18 protein-coding genes are annotated in these 18,750 nt (G+C 40.1%); 10 read left to right on the plus strand and 8 right to left on the minus strand.

Annotated features, from left to right (window positions below; translation table 11 throughout):
- Positions 1 to 281 precede the first annotated feature (281 nt).
- From FTU34_RS00635 to FTU34_RS00650, 4 genes are all read left to right on the plus strand, one after another.
- The gene (locus FTU34_RS00635; RefSeq protein WP_111884899.1) at positions 282 to 560 is read left to right on the plus strand and encodes a hypothetical protein; all 279 of its coding nucleotides are present in this window, start codon (positions 282 to 284) and stop codon (positions 558 to 560) included.
- 282 nt (positions 561 to 842) lie between these two features.
- Positions 843 to 2,621, plus strand: coding sequence for a mechanosensitive ion channel (locus tag FTU34_RS00640; RefSeq protein ID WP_180034528.1), 1,779 nt, complete (start codon positions 843 to 845; stop codon positions 2,619 to 2,621).
- 68 nt (positions 2,622 to 2,689) lie between these two features.
- The gene (locus FTU34_RS00645) at positions 2,690 to 2,872 is read left to right on the plus strand and encodes a hypothetical protein (RefSeq protein ID WP_180034527.1); all 183 of its coding nucleotides are present in this window, start codon (positions 2,690 to 2,692) and stop codon (positions 2,870 to 2,872) included.
- A 124-nt stretch (positions 2,873 to 2,996) separates the two neighbouring features.
- Positions 2,997 to 3,158, plus strand: coding sequence for a hypothetical protein (locus FTU34_RS00650; protein WP_162689753.1), 162 nt, complete (start codon positions 2,997 to 2,999; stop codon positions 3,156 to 3,158).
- Positions 3,159 to 3,249: 91 nt separating this feature from the next.
- Here the strand turns inward: FTU34_RS00650 and FTU34_RS00655 are convergent, their stop codons facing one another.
- From FTU34_RS00655 to FTU34_RS00675, 5 genes are all read right to left on the minus strand, one after another.
- Complete coding sequence (locus FTU34_RS00655; RefSeq protein ID WP_180034526.1) at positions 3,250 to 4,449, minus strand: NAD(P)/FAD-dependent oxidoreductase; 1,200 nt, start codon at positions 4,447 to 4,449, stop codon at positions 3,250 to 3,252.
- A 33-nt stretch (positions 4,450 to 4,482) separates the two neighbouring features.
- Positions 4,483 to 5,373: a 1-aminocyclopropane-1-carboxylate deaminase/D-cysteine desulfhydrase gene (locus FTU34_RS00660; RefSeq protein WP_180034525.1), complete on the minus strand. Its 891-nt coding sequence runs from the start codon at positions 5,371 to 5,373 to the stop codon at positions 4,483 to 4,485.
- Between the two features lie 130 nt (positions 5,374 to 5,503).
- Positions 5,504 to 6,622: an HlyD family secretion protein gene (locus FTU34_RS00665; RefSeq protein WP_180034524.1), complete on the minus strand. Its 1,119-nt coding sequence runs from the start codon at positions 6,620 to 6,622 to the stop codon at positions 5,504 to 5,506.
- Between the two features lie 61 nt (positions 6,623 to 6,683).
- Positions 6,684 to 8,333: an MFS transporter gene (locus tag FTU34_RS00670; protein WP_078192276.1), complete on the minus strand. Its 1,650-nt coding sequence runs from the start codon at positions 8,331 to 8,333 to the stop codon at positions 6,684 to 6,686.
- A 6-nt stretch (positions 8,334 to 8,339) separates the two neighbouring features.
- Positions 8,340 to 8,888 carry a TetR/AcrR family transcriptional regulator gene (locus FTU34_RS00675; RefSeq protein ID WP_078192275.1) on the minus strand — a complete coding sequence of 183 codons (549 nt, stop codon included), beginning with the start codon at positions 8,886 to 8,888 and terminating at the stop codon, positions 8,340 to 8,342.
- A 306-nt stretch (positions 8,889 to 9,194) separates the two neighbouring features.
- On the opposite strand from FTU34_RS00675, the gene FTU34_RS00680 reads away from it, so the two are divergent.
- The gene (locus FTU34_RS00680) at positions 9,195 to 9,398 is read left to right on the plus strand and encodes an NF038215 family lipoprotein (protein ID WP_180009849.1); all 204 of its coding nucleotides are present in this window, start codon (positions 9,195 to 9,197) and stop codon (positions 9,396 to 9,398) included.
- A 236-nt stretch (positions 9,399 to 9,634) separates the two neighbouring features.
- Here the strand turns inward: FTU34_RS00680 and FTU34_RS00685 are convergent, their stop codons facing one another.
- The gene (locus FTU34_RS00685) at positions 9,635 to 10,093 is read right to left on the minus strand and encodes a DIP1984 family protein (RefSeq protein ID WP_180034523.1); all 459 of its coding nucleotides are present in this window, start codon (positions 10,091 to 10,093) and stop codon (positions 9,635 to 9,637) included.
- Between the two features lie 171 nt (positions 10,094 to 10,264).
- Between FTU34_RS00685 and FTU34_RS00690 the strand changes: the two genes are divergently transcribed.
- Positions 10,265 to 10,888, plus strand: a complete 624-nt coding sequence (locus FTU34_RS00690; RefSeq protein WP_078192408.1) for a LysE family translocator — start codon at positions 10,265 to 10,267, stop codon at positions 10,886 to 10,888.
- Positions 10,889 to 11,216: 328 nt separating this feature from the next.
- A complete protein-coding gene (locus tag FTU34_RS00695; protein WP_180034522.1) occupies positions 11,217 to 12,815 on the plus strand; it encodes a DUF6119 family protein in 1,599 nt (532 codons plus the stop codon).
- 111 nt (positions 12,816 to 12,926) lie between these two features.
- On the opposite strand, the gene metG is transcribed toward FTU34_RS00695, so the two are convergent.
- Complete coding sequence (metG, locus tag FTU34_RS00700) at positions 12,927 to 14,984, minus strand: methionine--tRNA ligase (protein WP_180034521.1); 2,058 nt, start codon at positions 14,982 to 14,984, stop codon at positions 12,927 to 12,929.
- Between the two features lie 171 nt (positions 14,985 to 15,155).
- On the opposite strand from metG, the gene FTU34_RS00705 reads away from it, so the two are divergent.
- The gene (locus tag FTU34_RS00705) at positions 15,156 to 15,950 is read left to right on the plus strand and encodes a hypothetical protein (RefSeq protein ID WP_180034604.1); all 795 of its coding nucleotides are present in this window, start codon (positions 15,156 to 15,158) and stop codon (positions 15,948 to 15,950) included.
- Between the two features lie 241 nt (positions 15,951 to 16,191).
- Positions 16,192 to 16,590, plus strand: coding sequence for a hypothetical protein (locus FTU34_RS00710; protein WP_180034520.1), 399 nt, complete (start codon positions 16,192 to 16,194; stop codon positions 16,588 to 16,590).
- Positions 16,591 to 16,640: 50 nt separating this feature from the next.
- Here the strand turns inward: FTU34_RS00710 and FTU34_RS00715 are convergent, their stop codons facing one another.
- Complete coding sequence (locus FTU34_RS00715) at positions 16,641 to 16,979, minus strand: hypothetical protein (protein ID WP_180034519.1); 339 nt, start codon at positions 16,977 to 16,979, stop codon at positions 16,641 to 16,643.
- Between the two features lie 347 nt (positions 16,980 to 17,326).
- Between FTU34_RS00715 and apbC the strand changes: the two genes are divergently transcribed.
- A complete protein-coding gene (gene apbC, locus FTU34_RS00720; RefSeq protein WP_180034518.1) occupies positions 17,327 to 18,598 on the plus strand; it encodes an iron-sulfur cluster carrier protein ApbC in 1,272 nt (423 codons plus the stop codon).
- The last annotated feature ends 152 nt before the right edge of the window (positions 18,599 to 18,750 follow it).

Consider the following 18,750-nt stretch of genomic DNA (forward strand, 5'->3'; position numbering starts at 1 on the left):
CAAAAAAGCATTTATTTTGTAAGAGGTCATACAATAAAAAATGCTTTAGATTTAAATATTGCACTTAAATCTTTGCCCGATATTTGCGCCCTTATATATTGATTTATATTTGAAAATAACTGATCTAGCTCCAAAGGAAAGTATATTTATTAAACTTATCATTCGAGATTTATCATTCAAGTTACACGTTTTCACTGATTGTAATTGTTCTTCACACAATACAGGATATTGTATTGCTAGTATAAAAATTCAACTATGAACAACAAAATAGCGAGGGGAATATGACACACGATTTTAATAAACCACCCCATACCACCAGTACGGAAGAAACAACACAAAAAAAACGTATCCCTGTGTACATACTGATTTTAGTGGGTATTTTTTTAATCGCATTATTATTTTATATGTTTGCAGATATGAAGCCCTCTGCTTCGGATGCACCGCCTGATCATCCTGCACCGAATGCACAAACTGCAACAGCCAATGATACGACTAGCGGTACAGCGGGGGATGAAGCTGTTGCTAATGATTCAAATACTGCAACTGCGACAGATCGTTGATAATAATTGATGATAAACATGAGTCAGAGTTACATGAGTGCAAGATCTGAACCTTAAGTTTCTCATCAGAGTGACATAAATAAAGCCTTGGTTATGCCAAGGCTTTTTTACATTCAATTGTGAGCTTTTGTTGGAGTTATGCATACTTTGGTTGATTAAAAAATACGCAAAAACTAAGGTGGAAAAGAAAGCTTAAGTTCAAAGCACTAATGCTGTGTGATATCGCGGCATACGTAAAAATGCACATAACAACAGATCATGTATAACAATGAGGGCGAACGTATGAATGATTATCTGGGTGGTCCGCGTGGCCGTTTTGATGCCATGTATTATTGGGAACAGTTTCACCCCATTTTAAGTGCAGTAGCAATTCTCCTGATAGGTTGGGTCATTGCCTTATTGATTGCTGCTGGCGTCAAAAAAGTTTTGCAAAAATTAGGTACAAATCAAAAACTTTCAAATGCAACTGGGCACCGTTCCAATGTTGAAAATATAGTCTCCAGAGTTGTGTTCTGGATTATTTTGATCATTGCCGTCATTGGTGCACTCAATGTGCTGAATTTGACCAGTGTCAGCGGCCCATTCAGTAATATGATTCAGCAGTTCTTGTTATTTATTCCACAGCTTTTGGCTGCGGTAGCTGTAGGTTTTATTGGTTGGATCGTGGCAAGTTTGGTCAAAGTCGGTTCAAAGAAACTGCTGGATAAAACCCAACTCGATGAAAAACTCAGTTCTGAGGTTGGCGTTAGCCCAATCAGTCAAAATATCAGTGAAATAGTGTATTGGCTAATCTTGTTACTTTTCCTACCGATTGTTTTATCGATCTTGGGTTTAAACGGTCTCTTGTTCCCAATCCAAAATATGGTCACTGAAGTTGTTTCTTATCTTCCCAATATCTTTATTGCCGGTGTCATCGTCTTTGTGGGGTACATCTTGGCGAAGATTGTGCGAGGCATCGTGGAAGGCTTGGTGAACAGTTTGAGTTTGCAGCAGCAAGTCGAAAAAGTGGGCATGTTTAAAAACGCAAAACTTGCTCAAGTTTTGGGTAATTTTGTCTTTGCTATAGTCATTATCACTGCATTAATTGTGGCTTTCGAAGCACTTGGTATCGAGGCGATTTCTCAGCCGGCAACGGCCATGTTACATGAGATCATGTATGCGATACCGAATATTATTGCCGCAGGTTTAATCTTAATCTTGGCTTATGTGGTATCACGTTTTGTGGCACGTCTAGTGGTAGATGTGATCTCGGGTACTGGTGTCGATGCTGTACCTGAAAAATTAGACATTCAACGCTTTTTGGGCAATACCAAAGTGTCGGATGTGGTTGGTTGCCTGATCGTATTTTTCACCATGCTGTTTGCGGTATCTGAAGCCGCTAACCGTTTAGGCTTTGAACAAATCAGTGCCTTGATTGCGATGTTTATCCAGTTCGGTGCAAGTATTTTACTTGGTGCTGTGATCTTGGTGGTGGGCTTCTGGCTTGCCAATATTGTGGCAAATGTGGTGCAACGAGGGGAATACAACAGTTCACGTTGGTTAGGTAATTTGGTTCGTGTGCTGATTATGGGCTTGGTTGTAGCCATGGGCTTACGTGCCATGGGTATTGCCGACTCGATCGTAAATTTGGCTTTTGGTTTAACCCTCGGCGCGGTCGCAGTTGCTTTCGCTTTGGCCTTTGGTTTAGGCGGTCGCAATCCGGCGGAACGATTGTTATCAGATCTTATCGATAAAGCGAAACGCGAAGCCAATGAACCGAATCCAGTACAGGAACAGGCGAAGGCAAAAACCACATTTAATACGACTACATCGTCTGCAGCGAGTCCAACGCCATCAACATCTGTCATGACTTCTGAAGTGAAAACCGATGATGGCTATCCAAACATTCAACAGGCTGCTCCCGGCGTCAGTGAAAAAGAAACTGCGACGCCAGATCAGTTGGATGTAAACCCAAGTGATCAACCACAAAATAATCCATTTGGTTCAACTGGTGAGGCTGAAAAAGAGGTCGATGCACCTTCGGCACCTGTAGCTCCGCCAAAACCGAATGACCCTAATTAACCTGTTCTGTCTTTACAAAATCGGCCACGCTTAGGTGGTCGATTTTAATGCTCTATAAGGAATATTGTATGGCAAAAGCACCGAATAAATTTTTAGCCCCAGTGATTATTGCAGGGATCACGGTGGGTTTTTTGGCAAGCGCACGACGCTTTATTTTTGCAAAACCAAAACGCACTAATTTGGAGCAGACAGAACAATCACCGCCAAACAGTGAAAAAAATTATACCAATCAGTCCAAAAATAATGATTGAAATTTACCCGAAAATTGGTATTTTAAGTAATAGTGATATATGGAATATTACTTAAAATATAAAAACTTAGGATTCATATTGCTGTCATGAATGACACTTATGATCCGTGCAAAGGAATGGCAAAATGGGGGTAATTTCAATGCTCAATACTTTAGTATCGACACTCAAACAAACCGCAAGTGTGCAACCACAACATATTTCAGTTGCCGTTGAAAAAATGGATCTGACAATTCAACGAACTTCGACGTCGTCGGTATCATTATTTAAAACTGACTATCTTGAATAAATCAGATCGGATAAGAAAAAGGGCTGAATGAATCAGCCCTTTTTTATGCAGAGATCATCTGCAGGTTATGTTTAATTAATTCTTGTCAAGATCAAACGTATTCGGAAGCTGCATGCGCAGAAGCCCATGCCCATTGGAAGTTGTATCCACCTAAATGACCTGTTACATCAAGTACTTCGCCAATAAAGTACAAACCTTTCTGTTTTTTACTTTCCATGGTTTTTGATGAGACTTCAGTGGTATCCACACCACCGAGTGTAACTTCAGCAGTACGGTAACCTTCAGTGCCTGATGGTTTTACTTCAAAGCTTTCTAAACGGCTTGCAATGAGTTCTAGTTTTTCATCACTGATATTGCCAATGGCTAATTCAGCTTGTTCAGGCCAAATCAGATTTTGTAATTCCACAACCACGCTTTTCGGTAAGTGTTCATTGAACAGTGTGCGCAGTAACACTTTTGGTTGACTAGATTTCTTAGATTTGAGGAAATTTAAAACATCTAAAGTTGGCAGGAAATTGATGTTAAAGCGTTGACCGACATCCCAGTAGTTTGAAAGCTGCAATGAGCTTGGGCCACTTAAACCGCGGTGAGTAAAGAGTAAAGCCTCGGTAAAACTATTTAACTCATTCGATAACGTGGCTTCAACAGCATTGCCGCTCAAGCGTGTGGTGACTTCTTTAAAACTATCGGAGAAAGTGAAGGGTACTAAGCCTGCGCGAGTGGGGTAGACGGAATGTCCGAATTGTTTGGCAATTTCATAGCCAATTCCTGAACCACCTAAAGTAGGAATAGAAAGACCGCCACTGGCAATAACCACGGATTCTGCTTCAAAAAAGCCTAGATTGGTTGCCACTTGAAAGCCTTGTTCAGGCAAGGCATTGACTGCTTTTACTTCACAGTTGGTTTTAATATCCACCAAACCAGTTTTGTCACATTCTGCCAATAGCATGGCGAGAATTTCTTTTGCACCATTTTGGGTAAATAATTGCCCATGTTTGCGCTCTTCGTACTCAATGCCATATTCGCAGACCATACCAATAAAGTCCCAGTTGGTATAGCGAGTTAATGCTGAAATAACAAAGTGTGGATTATGTGAAATATAATTTTCTGGTTCGACATACAAATTGGTGAAATTGCATTTACCGCCGCCAGACATTAGGATTTTTTTGCCAACTTTATTAGCTTTTTCAACCACCAAAACTTTGCGTCCACGCTGTGCCGCTTTATATGCCGTCATTAAGCCTGATGCACCAGCACCTAAAACAAGGACATCATATTGATTTTGCGACATGGTAAGTTTCCGCGTGGAAGAAAGGACGCAGGATTATACGCTTTTTAGCGCTTCGGTTGCACCTTTCAAGCGACCTTGTAGGCCACCAGTATGGATCACTAAAACACGCTGATGTTTTGTAATCTGACCACGCTCAATCATGCAGAAAATACCTCGCAGCATTTTAGCCGTATAAACCTGTTCTAATGGGATCACATAGCGTTGTTCAAAGTCATGCATAAACTGTAAAAGTTCCGGCGTTGTTTTGGCATAGCCGCCACAGCAAAATTCATCACTGATGCTCCAATTGGTTTTCTGCGTCAACTGAGCAACATCGTCGCAAAGAAAATTTCCTTTGAGCGCAGAAAAACCAAGAACATGTTGATGTTCCGCACTGGCTTCAATTAAGCCTGTTATGGTTCCACCTGTACCGACGGCACAGCAGATGAGATCAAAATTTTGTTGATTTTCATGGCTTAAGATTTCCGTACAGCCACGGATAGCCAATGCATTGGTTCCACCTTCAGGAATGACATAATGTTCGGGATATTGCTGTTGTAATTGCGCTAAAGCGTCAACTTGTTTCATTTCTCGATACTGTTGGCGTGTGACAAAACTGAGCTGCATACCAAACTGTTCGGCGGTGGCTAAAGTCGGATTTCGGGCTTGATGTTGTAATTCTTCCCCACGGATGATGCCTAGACTGCCGAAACCAAATAAATATGCAGCATATGCAGTGGCTGCAATGTGATTTGAATAAGCGCCGCCAAAGCTAAGCACCTGTTTAAAGCCTAATTTCTGCGCCTCAATAAAATTATATTTAAGTTTATAAAATTTATTGCCCGATATTTGTGGGTGAACCAAGTCCAAACGCTTAATACACAAATTAACCCCTTGATATTGAATAGTCTGCTCAGGAATGGCGTGGGCGATAGATTCAAACATGTTGGTAATCGTTATCTTGGTGGTTAGAGGTCAAATAGGTAGGCATTGTAAAACGGGAGGTGCAGAAGATAAAATCCTTTGCATCTTGGTCAGTTCAACTCTGCTTATAGCACTTCACTGTCGATATCTGCTAACTAGCAACATCAACGGAGGTGACGACAGACATACCGGGTCTTAAGTTTTCTAAACCTTGTTGATTAGGATCAATCGCAATTTTTACGGCAATGCGTTGCACGACTTTGGTGAAATTTCCTGTGGCATTGTCAGGTTTCAATACACTAAATTCAGAACCAGCCGCAGGGGAGATTTGCTCAACTTTGCCGTAAAATTTTTGATGTTTCATGCCATCGACGCTGAACCACGCTTTTTGACCAATATGCATATCTGCAATTTGCGTTTCTTTAAAGTTGGCAGTCACCCAGCGCTGCTGTGGAATTAAATACATCAGTTGAGAGCCTGCCGCAACATATTGACCAATCCGTGGGCTGACTTCGCCAAGTTGACCATCCATAGGTGCCACAATCGTGCTGTAGTCTTTAGTGGTCACTGCCTGATCAAATTGTGCTTTGGCACTATTCACTTGCGCTTTAAGCCCTGTCGCTGCAACTTGTGCAGTTTTGAATGATTCTTTGGCAACTAGTAAATTGGCTTCTGCTTGATGAAGTTGGGCCAAACTATTTTTAGCGTCTGCAGTGGCTTTATCTTGTTCTGATTTCGATGCAGCGCCAGTATTGCCGAGTTGTTGGTAGCGCGTCATTTGTGCAAGAGCTAATTCATAGGCCGCACGTGATTGGTCCACTTTCGCTTCGGCTGCCGTAATATCTGCTCTGCGTTGTTCAATGGCCTGGCTTTGATTGGCAAGTGAGTTCTGTGCTTGTTCCACCCCAGATTCAGCCTGTGTGACTTTTTGATCATAGGTCGTTGCATCGATATGCATAAGCACTTGACCTTTTTTCACATGATCAAAATCCGTCACCAAAACATCTTTCACATAACCATTAATTTGTGATGAAAGCACCGTGGTTTTGCCTTTGACATAGCTATTTTCAGTCGACTCGATACTGTTATGAAATGGACCAATCCGCCACGCCCATAAGATCAGCGCAATTCCCAACAAGAGGATGATCAACATGAAAATCAGGGTACGCTGCGGCGTAGAAATAAGCTTGCTCGATGGTGTAGGCATAGCGGTTGCTGTTTGTGGTTGCTGCGGTGCTGCTTGCTCAGTGGGTTTATGGTCTTCTGTCATGTTGTTCTCAATATCAATTAGGTCATTTGGCTGTGGCTTATGTTGTGTAAATCGAAGAAATCTAACTACTATCCGTGCGTTGCTGTTGGCGTAATTGATATTTATTTTTGCCCATCAGCAATAAACCCCAAAGCAACAATAAAACGGCGAATATGCCATTTAAAAAAATCACATCGTTATAGGCTCGAACTTGGGCTTCTCGAGTGATGGTTTGATTAAGGCTACGTATGGCTTGTTGTTGATCTAAATTAGGGTCTAAAGAATATTGATGCGCACTTTGCGCCAATTGTTGTAGGCGCTGTTCCACTATAGGTGAGGTTTGCGATAAATCATTATAAATCTGTGCCTGATAGGTTTGGGTACGCATTTGCTGATAGGTTGAAAAGAACGAGGATCCGACCAATCCCCCAAAGGTTTGCGTTGCAGAAAACAGCACGATAAACGTCACCATGTGAGATGGGCCTTTTTGCAAAGCACTGACAATGCCTGTAAGCAAAAGTGGGCCAATAAACATGCCACTGGCAAAGCCCACCAAAAACTGACTCCAATAAAAATCATGCGGTCGTACATCACTGGTCAGGTGGTAATCCAGTGCACAGGCGAAGAGCACGAGACCTGCTGCACCAAGTAGATGAAGAACGATTTTTTCTTTGGAAAAGGTCAGGGCACTAAACACTGTGCCTAAGACAATTCCGATCAGCACAACGGTATAAAAAGAAACGAATTGGTCGGGTCCCATGCCCATGGTTTTCAAAAAATTCACGGCCGCATAGCTTTGTTCTGACATGAGAAAGCGAATGGCAAAGGCACCAATAATAAAACTCACGGTAGACGATGTTCCGAGCCAGCGTGTGACAATCAGTGGATTGACCCGAAAATGTTCATAGGTCAGACCAACAACTAAAAGAATCAAAGCGGCGATGAGTAAATAGGCCAACCATTCAGCTTCAAACCACCAAAGAATCGGGCCTTGAGTCAACACGATACATAGCAACGCAAAGCCGGGTGCCAATAATGCAAAGGTGAATAAATCTTGCTTTTCAAACACTTCGATACGTAGGCTTCGTGGCAGTTTTAGAGAGACCACCATCGCCAAACAACATAAGGCTAAACCTAATTCAAAGGTATAGAAAATAGACCAATCATTTACATCGACCAGATAAGGCGACATGATCCAGGCCAGCGGAATCCCCAACTGCTGAAAGCCCAAAGCTAGATAAAGCCCACGACCAAAATGAGCACGTTTAAACGCTTGCATGATGTAATACATCCCAAGCGAACTGAGTGGAGCTGCAAGTAAGCCGCTAATCACCCGTGCAAAAATTGCCATTTCATAGGTATGGACGAATAAATGCAGCACCATCACCGCGATAAATAAAACCAAACCAATTTCTGAAAATAGCCTAAGTCCATATTGTTGACGGGCTTTAAATAAGATCAGGTTAGAGCTGACATTTGCCATAACAAATGCCGCAGGAATCCATGCCGCTTCTGAAGGCGTTAAACCATATTCACCTTGTAGAAGGGGTAAATTTGCCGTGATAAATCCATTACTTAAACTCCCCGAGATCGCAACAAATAAACCGATAAAGAAGTATAAAAATCGCTTATAGGTGGGATGTGCAATGGCAGCCGGAGAGCCGGGCAAAGTCGGTTTTTCTTCGGGTGTCCAATCCGGAGCAGGTTCCAATAAACGTGGAGATTTGGACATGACGTATTACCCGCAAATACCATGTAGTAAAAATTCCACGGCACGTTTGGCGAGTTTTTCCTGATCTGCTTCGGTATGGCCTTGCAAAGCTGCCCGCAAAATAGAGGTGACCATGGCATAGTCCGCCGGTTTAAAGTCTGCTCGGCAGCGACCATTTTGAATGGCCTGATCAATCATCGGTTGCAATATGGCATCACGTCGTTGGTATATTTCAACCATGGCGGGATCATTCCGATCGATCACACGCCAATATTCCATTAAAGCCGTGAGATAGGGAATATTATAAATATGGTCTTGAATGAGGCGAATAAATCCATCATCGAACTGTGCATAATTAAGCGCACGCTGTTCAAGTCGGTTCAAGGCAGCTTGCATTAAGGCGAGTACCAACTCACGACGGTCATTAAAATTACGATAAAACGTCGCACGTCCAACTTGAGCCTGATCCATGATGAGTTGTAGAGGCGCATTGATTCCGTGAATACGGAATACCTCAATCGCAGCTTCTAAAAGGATTTCACGATTTTGTGCAGCGAGTTGTTGACGTGTGGACATTATTCTTTGACAGCATCATTTTAAATTTATCTAGCTATTAAACGGACAAAAGTGTCCGAAGTAAAATCGTATTCGATAGCAGTTTTGTAACTTGTCTTCTATGTAGTTAAATAAAATGAATCAATTATTTATTTTTAAAAGGAAATATTTTTCTATCGGCATCAATCTGCATCCGCATTGGAAAGACCGTCGAGACATAATTACTGACAATTGACCCTAAATCGGCAGATAAATAAGGTGAATATCTGCACAAAAATGCTATGCTGAATCTATAAACAAGATAATTATAAAAATGGAGGGCATCCAATGAGCAAATTAAGTCGGGCTGTGCTGCCTATGCTGTGCCTGTGCAGTTTTTGGATGGTTGGCTGTGATACGACTGACGAATTGCATCGTCCTCAAAATGAACATCGCACCATGATCATTGGTGGTGTCCCTGTAAATGACCATGACTATAAATTACCGCGTGACGATGTTGCGCTCAATGAAGCCGCTGCGGATGACGACTAGCAGATAGATCCGTCAAAAATAGGGTGGACATACTGTCAGTACACGGTAGTGAGACGTGACATGTAAAGAGTCACAGATGCAGTGTGCTACGTCAGATGTGTGAACATTTTGAAGTAGACGTCTTACTTCTGCAGTTTAGTTTGTTGGATTAAAGCCTTACAAACATTTAAAAAGGCTCTGTACTCGCCCAGTATGCCCGAACTGGAATGAACCGTGGTTCAAATGCTTAAATCAGGTCAATCTATCAGGTCAATTTGCCAATTGGATGCCTGAATTTCTAAGTTATTTTGTCTAAGTTGCTGACTAATGCTATCGGCCTGTTTCTGTAAATCTGCCACTGCAATGGTTTTAATCCAACGGATTTCACTCGAGCTATAACGACCATTTTCACGACGTGAGCTGTCAATCGCTTGTTGCAAGATACGATGCTGCTGGGTCAATAAATCACGTTCATTGAGCACTGAAAGCATGGAGCGTCCAGAACGGGTTTTAGCCTGCGCATTGGTGGCGTGAATCTTTTCAATTAAACCATAAAGTTCTGTATTTACGGCAAATGCTTCTTGAATTAAAGCATTCGGTTCTTCACTGGGTACATCACCTTCTTGAATGAGCACGTTGTTATTGATTCGTTGTTGCAGCGAGGCCAATTTAGTTTGTAAGTCACTGCGTAAAAGTAGGGCTTCGGCTAATTTCATTGTCTTGATATTAATTTGTACTTTTAGCGATCATGCGATGGATTAATGCAGTATTCAAGTTATTTATAGTGAAAAATTTGGTCAATTAAAATAAACACTGCAAATTATAGGGAGAAATTCAGAGATTCTGTCTGTAAAATTGCCACGAATTTAAGTAAAAACGGTGTAACTGTGGAATCATTTTGGATATTAGGCTCGATTGCGGCAGCACTATTACTTGGTGCAATGAGCCCGGGGCCAACGTCAATTTATGTGGCGAAGAATTCCATTGCGATTTCACGTAAACACGGTTTATTTACTGCACTTGGTACAGGTTTGGGCGCTGCAATATTTGGGCTTTTAGCGGTATTGGGTTTGCAGGCATTTTTATTGGCTGTACCTTCTGCATATTTGGCTTTAAAAATTTGTGGTGGTTTATATCTGCTTTGGATGGCATTTAAAATTATAAAACATGCCAAAGAACCGATTGAAGCAGGTGATGCCAGCAGTTCGCAAATGTCACTCCGTCGTGCCTTTACGACTGGTTTAATTACTCAGTTGTCGAATCCGAAAATTGCAATTGTGTTAGCCAGTATTTTTACGGCACTTTTACCGAAAGACATTCCGACGTATTTCTACTTTGTATTGCCAGTTTTGTGTTTCTTTATCGATGCAGGGTGGTGCTCATTGGTCGCTGTGGCGTTGTCAGCAGAAAAACCACGTAAAGTCTATTTGAAGTTTAAAGCGGGTTTTGATCGGGCAGCTGGGGCAGTGATGACAGTGCTGGGTTTAAAGTTGATTTTTGGTATGAAGTGATTGAACGAAAAAAAAAGCCTCTTTGATAGAGGCTTTTTTATTGGGTTTATATTTAAATTTACAATGAATTCCCTCTCCTTTTAGGAGAGGAGAAGCAATGCTTCGTAAGGGGAGAGTTTACTGAAAGTAGCTTAGGGTAATTACTAAAAATATTGGTTATAAAGTTTTCTTAGGATTGTTATAAGTTTTAAAGGGATTTTTCTTGTTTATGGCATTTATTTAAGGACTTTAAAATAGATTATCTTTGCTAAAAAAAGTATTGATAAAAAAACTTTACATTTTTTGTACAAATTTATAGGATTAATAATTAACATAATTAGATGAAAAAATGATCAATACATACAATATATATAAATTAAAATTTTCTGAAATGAAGGGATTACTCGAAAAACTCGAGTCAGTAGGTCTAGTAGAGCAAAAGACTCAAATTTACGATAACTATGAAATGACTTTTTATTTTTCAGAAAAAGTTGAAGGTAATGATGTTTGGTGGCACGAAACATACAAGGATTTTTTGATTTCTCAAAATAATTCGCCAAAAAATATTTTCCATTTTGGATTGTTGATTTGTAAAAATGAAGACAACCTTCAAGAAATATATGCTGTGAGTTTAGGGAAATCTCACTTTTATCTTGCAAAATTTATTGAGCCAAATTTTGGGATCAGCCTAGCTGTAAGAATGGGTAATGAACAAACTACCATTCTTAAAAAAAGTAGATACTTTACAGGTACGAAAAGACATGAAGTTTCATCCTATGAGAACTTTAATATAAATAGCTATGAATCAGGGGAGTCAGTTGAGCATCTAAAAATTAAAGCTTCCAACTCTGAAATATGGGGAGATAAAAATATTATTTTTGCTGATTCAGTACAGTTAAATGTAGATAAGTCTCCTAGTGATTTGGCACAAATTCTAAATGAAATTTCTGATACTTTAGGTACTGAAGAAATAATAAAACTACCTAAATTAGAACCAGTTATAGATCAAAATTTAATAACCCAATTAGATGCCGAAATTATAGATTCTTTACAAGAAAATGTATCTATCTGTCTTGAAGAAATACATGTGGCTGGAATTAATATTTCTTTTCGATTTAATGAATATAACTACGAATTAATTTACAAGAAAGAGCGTAAGCAACTTGCAAAACTTGGACTTGGCAATTCATTTGATATTTCTATGATTTCTAGTTTTATTAAAGAACATAATCTGCAAAGTATTGATGATTTGTACGTGAAATTTAAAATAGAAGGTAGTGGTCGTTTCACACAACCACTAAAAGAAATTTTAGATTTCTACACCTCATATGAAGATGCTCAATATTTTCTAAAATGTGGAAAATGGTTTAAATTCAACGAAACTTTCAAAGCATATTTAAAAAAATCTTTAGAACAAATAACACTAATATTTGAACAGGATTTAATTGAAAGTGATTATTTAACTTGGAAAAAAAATAAAGAAACCCAAATCAGAAATGGAGTAAATTTAGGTAATGAAATAACGTACCGTGAATACTATTTTAATGAGAAACTTAGTCTTAACAATGGCTATAAATTGCTTGATAGGCAATTAGAAGCAATACAATCCTTATCTAGTAAAGGGCGTAATTATAAGTTTGAAGTTGCTGATTTATATAAGGATAATGAAATAATTTCAGTTAAAATTTCAGGAAAACCTCAAGATCTAATTTATAATATAGAACAGTCGAAAGGGGCTGTAGAACTTATCAAACAAAGAGTTATTCCTTTTGAAGATAAACTTGAGTCAGCTGCATTATGGCTTGTTTTAGAGCAGCCTGTTTCATCTTTAATTGAAATAAACTCGATACAGTTTTTATTAGCTGTGGATTCATGGAAAAAAAGAGTAGAGTTTTTTGATTTAAAACCAAAGATATATATTTCTAACCATATAAAAATTGATTCATAAAACACCTCTCCCTTGCGAAGCAGCGCTTCTCATCTCCTAAAAGGAGAGGGAAACTAAAGGCATAAAAAAGCCCCTACAAAGTAGAGGCTTTTCCTATCTAAGACTTAAATCTTAAGACACTTTATCACCCGGTTTAGCACCAGTTTCAGGTGAAATCACCCAAACACCTTCACCATTACCCGCAGCTAAAACCATACCGTTAGAAATACCAAAACGCATCTTACGTGGTGCAAGGTTAGCCACCATCACCACCAGTTTACCTTTAAGGTCTTCAGGTTGGTAGAACTCACGAATACCGCTAAACACGTTACGTGGCTCAGCTTCGCCGACATTTAAAGTCAATTGAAGCAGTTTGTCTGAACCTTCAACATGAGCTGCTTCTAAAACTTCCGCTACACGTAAGTCAACTTTCATAAAGTCTTCGATACCGATAATTTCAGCTTCGCCAACTTTAGGTTCAGGTTTCTTCTCTTTGGCTTTCTCTTTTTTCTTTTCCGCTTTTGGTGCTTCCGCAGGAGCAGCTAAAGAATCTTTAGACGCATCGACCATTGCAGCAACTGCTTTTGGATCTACACGCTGCATCAATGGTTGGAATTGAGCAATTTGATGATCTACTAAAATCGTTTTGCCTGAAGCAAAGTCGAAAGATTCTAATTTTAAGAAGCTTTGAACTTCTGCTGCCAATGTAGGAAGTACTGGTGCAAGATACACAGCCAATTGACGGAACAAGTTGATGCCGACAGAACATACGTCATGTACTTGTTGTTCTTCACCTTCAATCTTCGCTAAAGCCCAAGGCTTTTTCTCATCAATATATTGGTTGGCTTTGTCAGCAAGCGCCATGATTTCACGGATGGCTGCAGAGAATTCACGCGCTTCGTATTGAGCAGCAATTGACGCGCCAGCATCAATAAAGCTTTGCACCAACTCAGGCTCTGCACATGTTGCAGAAAGTTTGTTATCAAACTTCGTGTTAATGAATTTCGCACAACGGCTTGCGATATTCACGACTTTACCAACAAGGTCTGAATTCACTTTTTGAACGAAATCATCAAGGTTCAAGTCAGAATCTTCAACTTTGTCAGAAAGTTTAGATGCGAAGTAGTAACGTAAGTATTCAGGGTTCAAATGCTCAAGATACGTTTCCGCTTTAATGAACGTACCGCGAGATTTAGACATCTTCTGACCATTTACAGTCAAGAAACCGTTTACGAATAAGCTTGTTGGGGTACGGTAGTTTGCACCTTCAAGCATTGCAGGCCAGAACAACGCGTGGAAGTAAACGATGTCTTTACCAATGAAGTGATACACCTCATTTTTAGAATCTTTTTTCCAGTAGTCTTCAAAGCTTAGGTCAGGACGTTTAGTCTTGATGTAGTTTTCAAAGCTAGACATGTAGCCGATTGGCGCATCTACCCAAACGTAGAAGTATTTGTTTGGCGCATCAGGAATTTCAAAACCGAAATAAGGCGCATCACGTGAAATATCCCAATCAGATAAACCTGCTTCAAACCATTCATCAAGTTTGTTGGCAATTGACACAGGCAGACGGCCTTCGTCTCGTGTCCATTTTTGCAGGTATTCACCAAAGTTTGGCAGTTTAAAGAAGTAGTGATCTGAAGATTTTTCTACAGGTGTCGCACCGCTCAAAGTCGATTTTGGATTGAGTAATTCAGTTGCGTTGTATGTTGTACCACACACTTCACATGAGTCGCCGTATTGGTCTTCCGCTTTACATTTCGGGCATGTACCTTTAATGAAACGATCCGACAAGAACATTGCTTTTTCAGGGTCAAACAATTGCGTCACAGGGCGTACAGCAATGTTGTCCGCTTCACGGTTTTTGATATAAATCTCAGAAGCGCGTGCTTGGTTTTCAGGGCTATTAGTTGAGTCGTAATGGTCAAAGTCAACTCTAAAGCCAGCAAAGTCACGTTCATGTTCTTTTTGCACATTGGCAATTTGCTGTTCAGGCGAAATACCATTGGCTTCCGCACGTAGCATAATCGCTGTGCCGTGAGCATCATCCGCACATACATAAGTCACGTTATGACCCATTGCACGCATGGCACGAACCCAAATATCAGCTTGGATATAACCGAGTAAATGACCCATATGAATTGGGCCATTCGCGTATGGAAGGGCGTTAGTAACTAAAATATTACGCACGGATATGACTCTCTCATTCGTATTTATGCAATGGGCTGTAATTTTACATGAGATAGCCAGTACTTGCACAAGGGAATAGGTGAAATCTTTGCAAAAGTAAAAAAATCTATATTGCTGACACAATTACAGTGATAATAGGGCATAACTGTGATGCCTAAGAGTAACAAGCCCATGTATGAAGATGACTATGAAGACGATCAGCCAATTACTCGTATTCCTCAAAATGAACAGCGTCATAAATTGGGGCATCACATTATTAAAGATGCGCAGCAATATTTAGAACAGATTTCTGCAGATGAGCATGCCTTACTGATTCAAACCCTGCGTCATTTGGCACAAGATGAGCCTTATTTCGATATTTTGGCCGATGAATTAGATCAGCCTATAGAAATGAAAGTAGCGAATGATGCTTTAAATTTATTGTATTTTTGGCAACTGCTTCATCAACATGAAAATGATGCAGACTTTGATTTTCTGAATGTCATTAATAGCGAGTTTTTCCAAACTGAAATGTTGAAAGCCTTTGATGCTTTGAATATTGGTGAACATAAAGCACAGCGCCGTCAGGTACTTCTAGATGCGTTTAAACTGTATAAATTAGAAATACATGCAGGATGTATCCCTGTGTTATATGCACAGCTTGAAGGTATCTTGACAGACGTGTTGATTCAAACCGGTTTCTTAAATCAAAACGGCACTAAATTTGTCGATGTCTACAAAATTGTACCAGGACTCAAAGGCAGTGAAATTAAAAGCCTGTGGCACAAATCTAAAATTGCCAATGAGTTGAATCCGTATTTTGCCGAATTGGCAGCCTACCAAATGGATAGCAGCTCTACCGTAGCCATGACCCGCCATAATATTTTGCATGGCACCGATGTCACGCATTTTAATCAGGGACGGAGTTTTATTCTGTTTATTTGGCTGTTTTCCGCAGTGAGCTTTATGAGTACGGTCAGCAAATAAGGTTAATTTCAAGAGATCAATGCATAGGAGTGGCATTGGTCTTTTTGCATTACATCATCCTTTAAAATTAAAAGCTTAGATAAAAAATAACCATACAAGTTTTCATTAAATAATTGTGAAAATAGGCAATCACATGGCGTTTTCCTGTGGTTGATTTGTTTCTAAATGCGTCTATTTCAAGTATCTGCTTCAAATCGCGTTATAACTATTGTTAGACAATAACAGAGAAGAGGTGAGAACGATGACAACTGAAAATAAAATTGATCAATTGAAAGCTAAAGCGTCAGAGTTGGGTGATGATCTAAAGCTCAAAGCCAAAGAGGCTCAACTTGAAGGTGAAAAAGCACTCGATGGTACAAAGCATAAAGTTGAAGAACTCAAGCTTGAGGGTGAAAAAACCTTAAATGACGCCAAACATGAACATGCAGAACAGCATGCTGAAACCAAAGACCGTCTAGAGCAGTTAAAAGCAGAAGCGAGTCATAAATTTGATGAAGCCAAAGTCAAAGCTTCCGAACTTAAACATGAGGCTGTCGAAAAATTTGATGAACTAAAAGTGCAGGCGACAGAGAAATTTGACGAGTTAAAAAAGAAAGCCACTGACACACTGAATAAGTTTAAAAAAGATGACCAAGCTTAAATTAGGTCTGATGAAAAAAGCCGCTCTATCTTGAGCGGCTTTTTTAGGATTCATTGTTTTAATCCATCTAAATTTTCAGCCTTAATATTTTTGACTTGATCATCGACTATGGTAATCACATAGCGCATATTGGAAATTTCATAGGTGTAATCTACCGCTAGTTTCGCAGGCAGATTTTTCTCTTGCAGCGGATAAGACACCATTTTCATCGGAGAAGCTTGCATACGCGAGCGCATGAGATCGATGCTATCACCAATCGCTACAGTTTGTCGGTCAGGTGTTTGAATGGCTTCAGTCGCAATTTCTGCATAGGCTGCTGAAGTCAGGAGCATCAAGGCACATAAAGTCGTTTTATAAATATTCTTCTTATAGATAGTCTTCTGATACATCGTCATCCCCATGTTAAAAACTAAAAAGCACAAAATGTGCCTTTAGATTGCACATCCATCGCTATGATTATTCTGTTAAACCGACTGAAATATAAACTGAAATTACGCTGTAAAAGTATGGTTGATATGTAATCAATTTAAAATTTAATGGCATTGGTTTAGCCGTATAGATCAACTACAAGGGCATTTTAAGTCGCGCACGCTTGAAAACTTGCTTGAAAGCTGACTAAATTACTCAACTTTATAAGCTTATAGGGATAAGTCATTCATCTCCCTCTTACTCTGTGGCAAATGAACAGGTAAACTATCGCTATTATCTTTTGATTTTCCTGTTTGGAGACAACATAATGTCGTGGCTTTCTTCTCTAAAATCTGTGTTTTCACCCTCCCAAGAGGTGAAAGAAGAGGAAATCCAACAGGTTTTACAAAACTATGTACTTCCCAATTCAAATAATGCCTTAAAAGACCGTATTACTCAGGTGAATGTGCAAGGTCAGATCTTACAGATCACGATTAATACCTTTCCTTCAGAAGCCGATGACTTACAAAAAATCCATGATGATTTGGCTGATGCGTTAGAAAAATGCGGCATTAACGAGCTGAATATGCATGTGATTCAACAAAAAACAGGGCATAAATCTGAAGGTGGTTGTGGTCATCATCATGCAGAAGGCGAAAGCTGTTCTAGCCAAGAAAAAGCTGAGAGTTCAGCAGCAAAAAGTCAGTTACCTCCAGTTGTGGATGCGTCTGCGAAAACACCCGAAGCACCTGCCGAAGTTGATCCGAATAACCCACCGATTCAAAAAGCGGCTCCACAACAGCGTGATGTACCGAAACATCCACGCATTAAAAATGTCATTTTGGTGTCATCTGGTAAAGGTGGTGTGGGTAAATCGACCACCACAGTGAACTTGGCGCTCGCATTACAACAACTGGGTTTAAAAGTTGGGGTATTAGATGCAGACATCTATGGTCCAAGTATCCCAACGATGCTTGGCAACGCAGGCCGCACGCCGATGATTGAAGCGGAGCAATTTGTTCCCATCGAAGCCTATGGTATGGCAGTGCTTTCAATTGGTCACTTAACTGGAGATAACAATACGCCAGTGGCTTGGCGTGGGCCAAAAGCGACAGGGGCGTTAATGCAGCTCTTTAACCAAACCTTATGGCCTGATCTGGATGTATTGGTCATTGATATGCCGCCAGGCACAGGTGATATTCAGTTGACGCTTGCACAGCGTATACCAGTGACAGGTGCTGTGATCGTGACGACACCACAAAACGTTGCATTAATGGATGCGACCAAAGGCATTGAGTTGTTTAACCGTGTACACATCCCTGTAATGGGTGTGGTTGAAAATATGTCGACCCATATCTGTTCGAACTGTGGACATGAAGAGCAAATCTTTGGCACAGGTGGTGGCGACCAACTTTCAGCCCAATACGACATTCCACTCTTAGGCCGTTTACCGCTGAACGTACAAATTCGTGAAAATGCCGATGCAGGGAAACCGTCTGTGATTGCTGGTGATGATGCTGCTGAAAGCTATATGGCAATTGCGCAAAAAATTGCAGATGCATTGCCTCAAGCTGAAAAAGATAAAAACCGTATTTTCTAAGGGTTAACTGAAATTTAAGTTGCTCGCATTAAATCTGGCCTCGTGCCAGATTTTTTATAACGTGGTATTGGGAGTGTTTGAAAATTATGAGTACTGAACTTTAGACATTCAACGATGTCTATGAATTACACATCTAAAAAACGATTTGCACA

The organism is Acinetobacter sp. YH12094, from assembly GCF_013419295.1.
In the GTDB taxonomy this organism is placed as follows: Bacteria; Pseudomonadota; Gammaproteobacteria; order Pseudomonadales; family Moraxellaceae; genus Acinetobacter; species Acinetobacter amyesii.

Bases quoted from the DNA above. Each gene is read 5' to 3' on its own strand.
- FTU34_RS00635 (WP_111884899.1), top strand. From the start codon at position 282: ATGACACACGATTTTAATAAACCACCCCATACCACCAGTACGGAAGAA.
- FTU34_RS00640 (WP_180034528.1), top strand. From the start codon at position 843: ATGAATGATTATCTGGGTGGTCCGCGTGGCCGTTTTGATGCCATGTAT.
- FTU34_RS00645 (WP_180034527.1), top strand. From the start codon at position 2,690: ATGGCAAAAGCACCGAATAAATTTTTAGCCCCAGTGATTATTGCAGGG.
- FTU34_RS00650 (WP_162689753.1), top strand. From the start codon at position 2,997: ATGGGGGTAATTTCAATGCTCAATACTTTAGTATCGACACTCAAACAA.
- FTU34_RS00655 (WP_180034526.1), bottom strand. From the start codon at position 4,449: ATGTCGCAAAATCAATATGATGTCCTTGTTTTAGGTGCTGGTGCATCA.
- FTU34_RS00660 (WP_180034525.1), bottom strand. From the start codon at position 5,373: ATGTTTGAATCTATCGCCCACGCCATTCCTGAGCAGACTATTCAATAT.
- FTU34_RS00665 (WP_180034524.1), bottom strand. From the start codon at position 6,622: ATGACAGAAGACCATAAACCCACTGAGCAAGCAGCACCGCAGCAACCA.
- FTU34_RS00670 (WP_078192276.1), bottom strand. From the start codon at position 8,333: ATGTCCAAATCTCCACGTTTATTGGAACCTGCTCCGGATTGGACACCC.
- FTU34_RS00675 (WP_078192275.1), bottom strand. From the start codon at position 8,888: ATGTCCACACGTCAACAACTCGCTGCACAAAATCGTGAAATCCTTTTA.
- FTU34_RS00680 (WP_180009849.1), top strand. From the start codon at position 9,195: ATGAGCAAATTAAGTCGGGCTGTGCTGCCTATGCTGTGCCTGTGCAGT.
- FTU34_RS00685 (WP_180034523.1), bottom strand. From the start codon at position 10,093: ATGAAATTAGCCGAAGCCCTACTTTTACGCAGTGACTTACAAACTAAA.
- FTU34_RS00695 (WP_180034522.1), top strand. From the start codon at position 11,217: ATGATCAATACATACAATATATATAAATTAAAATTTTCTGAAATGAAG.
- FTU34_RS00705 (WP_180034604.1), top strand. From the start codon at position 15,156: ATGTATGAAGATGACTATGAAGACGATCAGCCAATTACTCGTATTCCT.
- FTU34_RS00710 (WP_180034520.1), top strand. From the start codon at position 16,192: ATGACAACTGAAAATAAAATTGATCAATTGAAAGCTAAAGCGTCAGAG.
- FTU34_RS00715 (WP_180034519.1), bottom strand. From the start codon at position 16,979: ATGTATCAGAAGACTATCTATAAGAAGAATATTTATAAAACGACTTTA.
- apbC (WP_180034518.1), top strand. From the start codon at position 17,327: ATGTCGTGGCTTTCTTCTCTAAAATCTGTGTTTTCACCCTCCCAAGAG.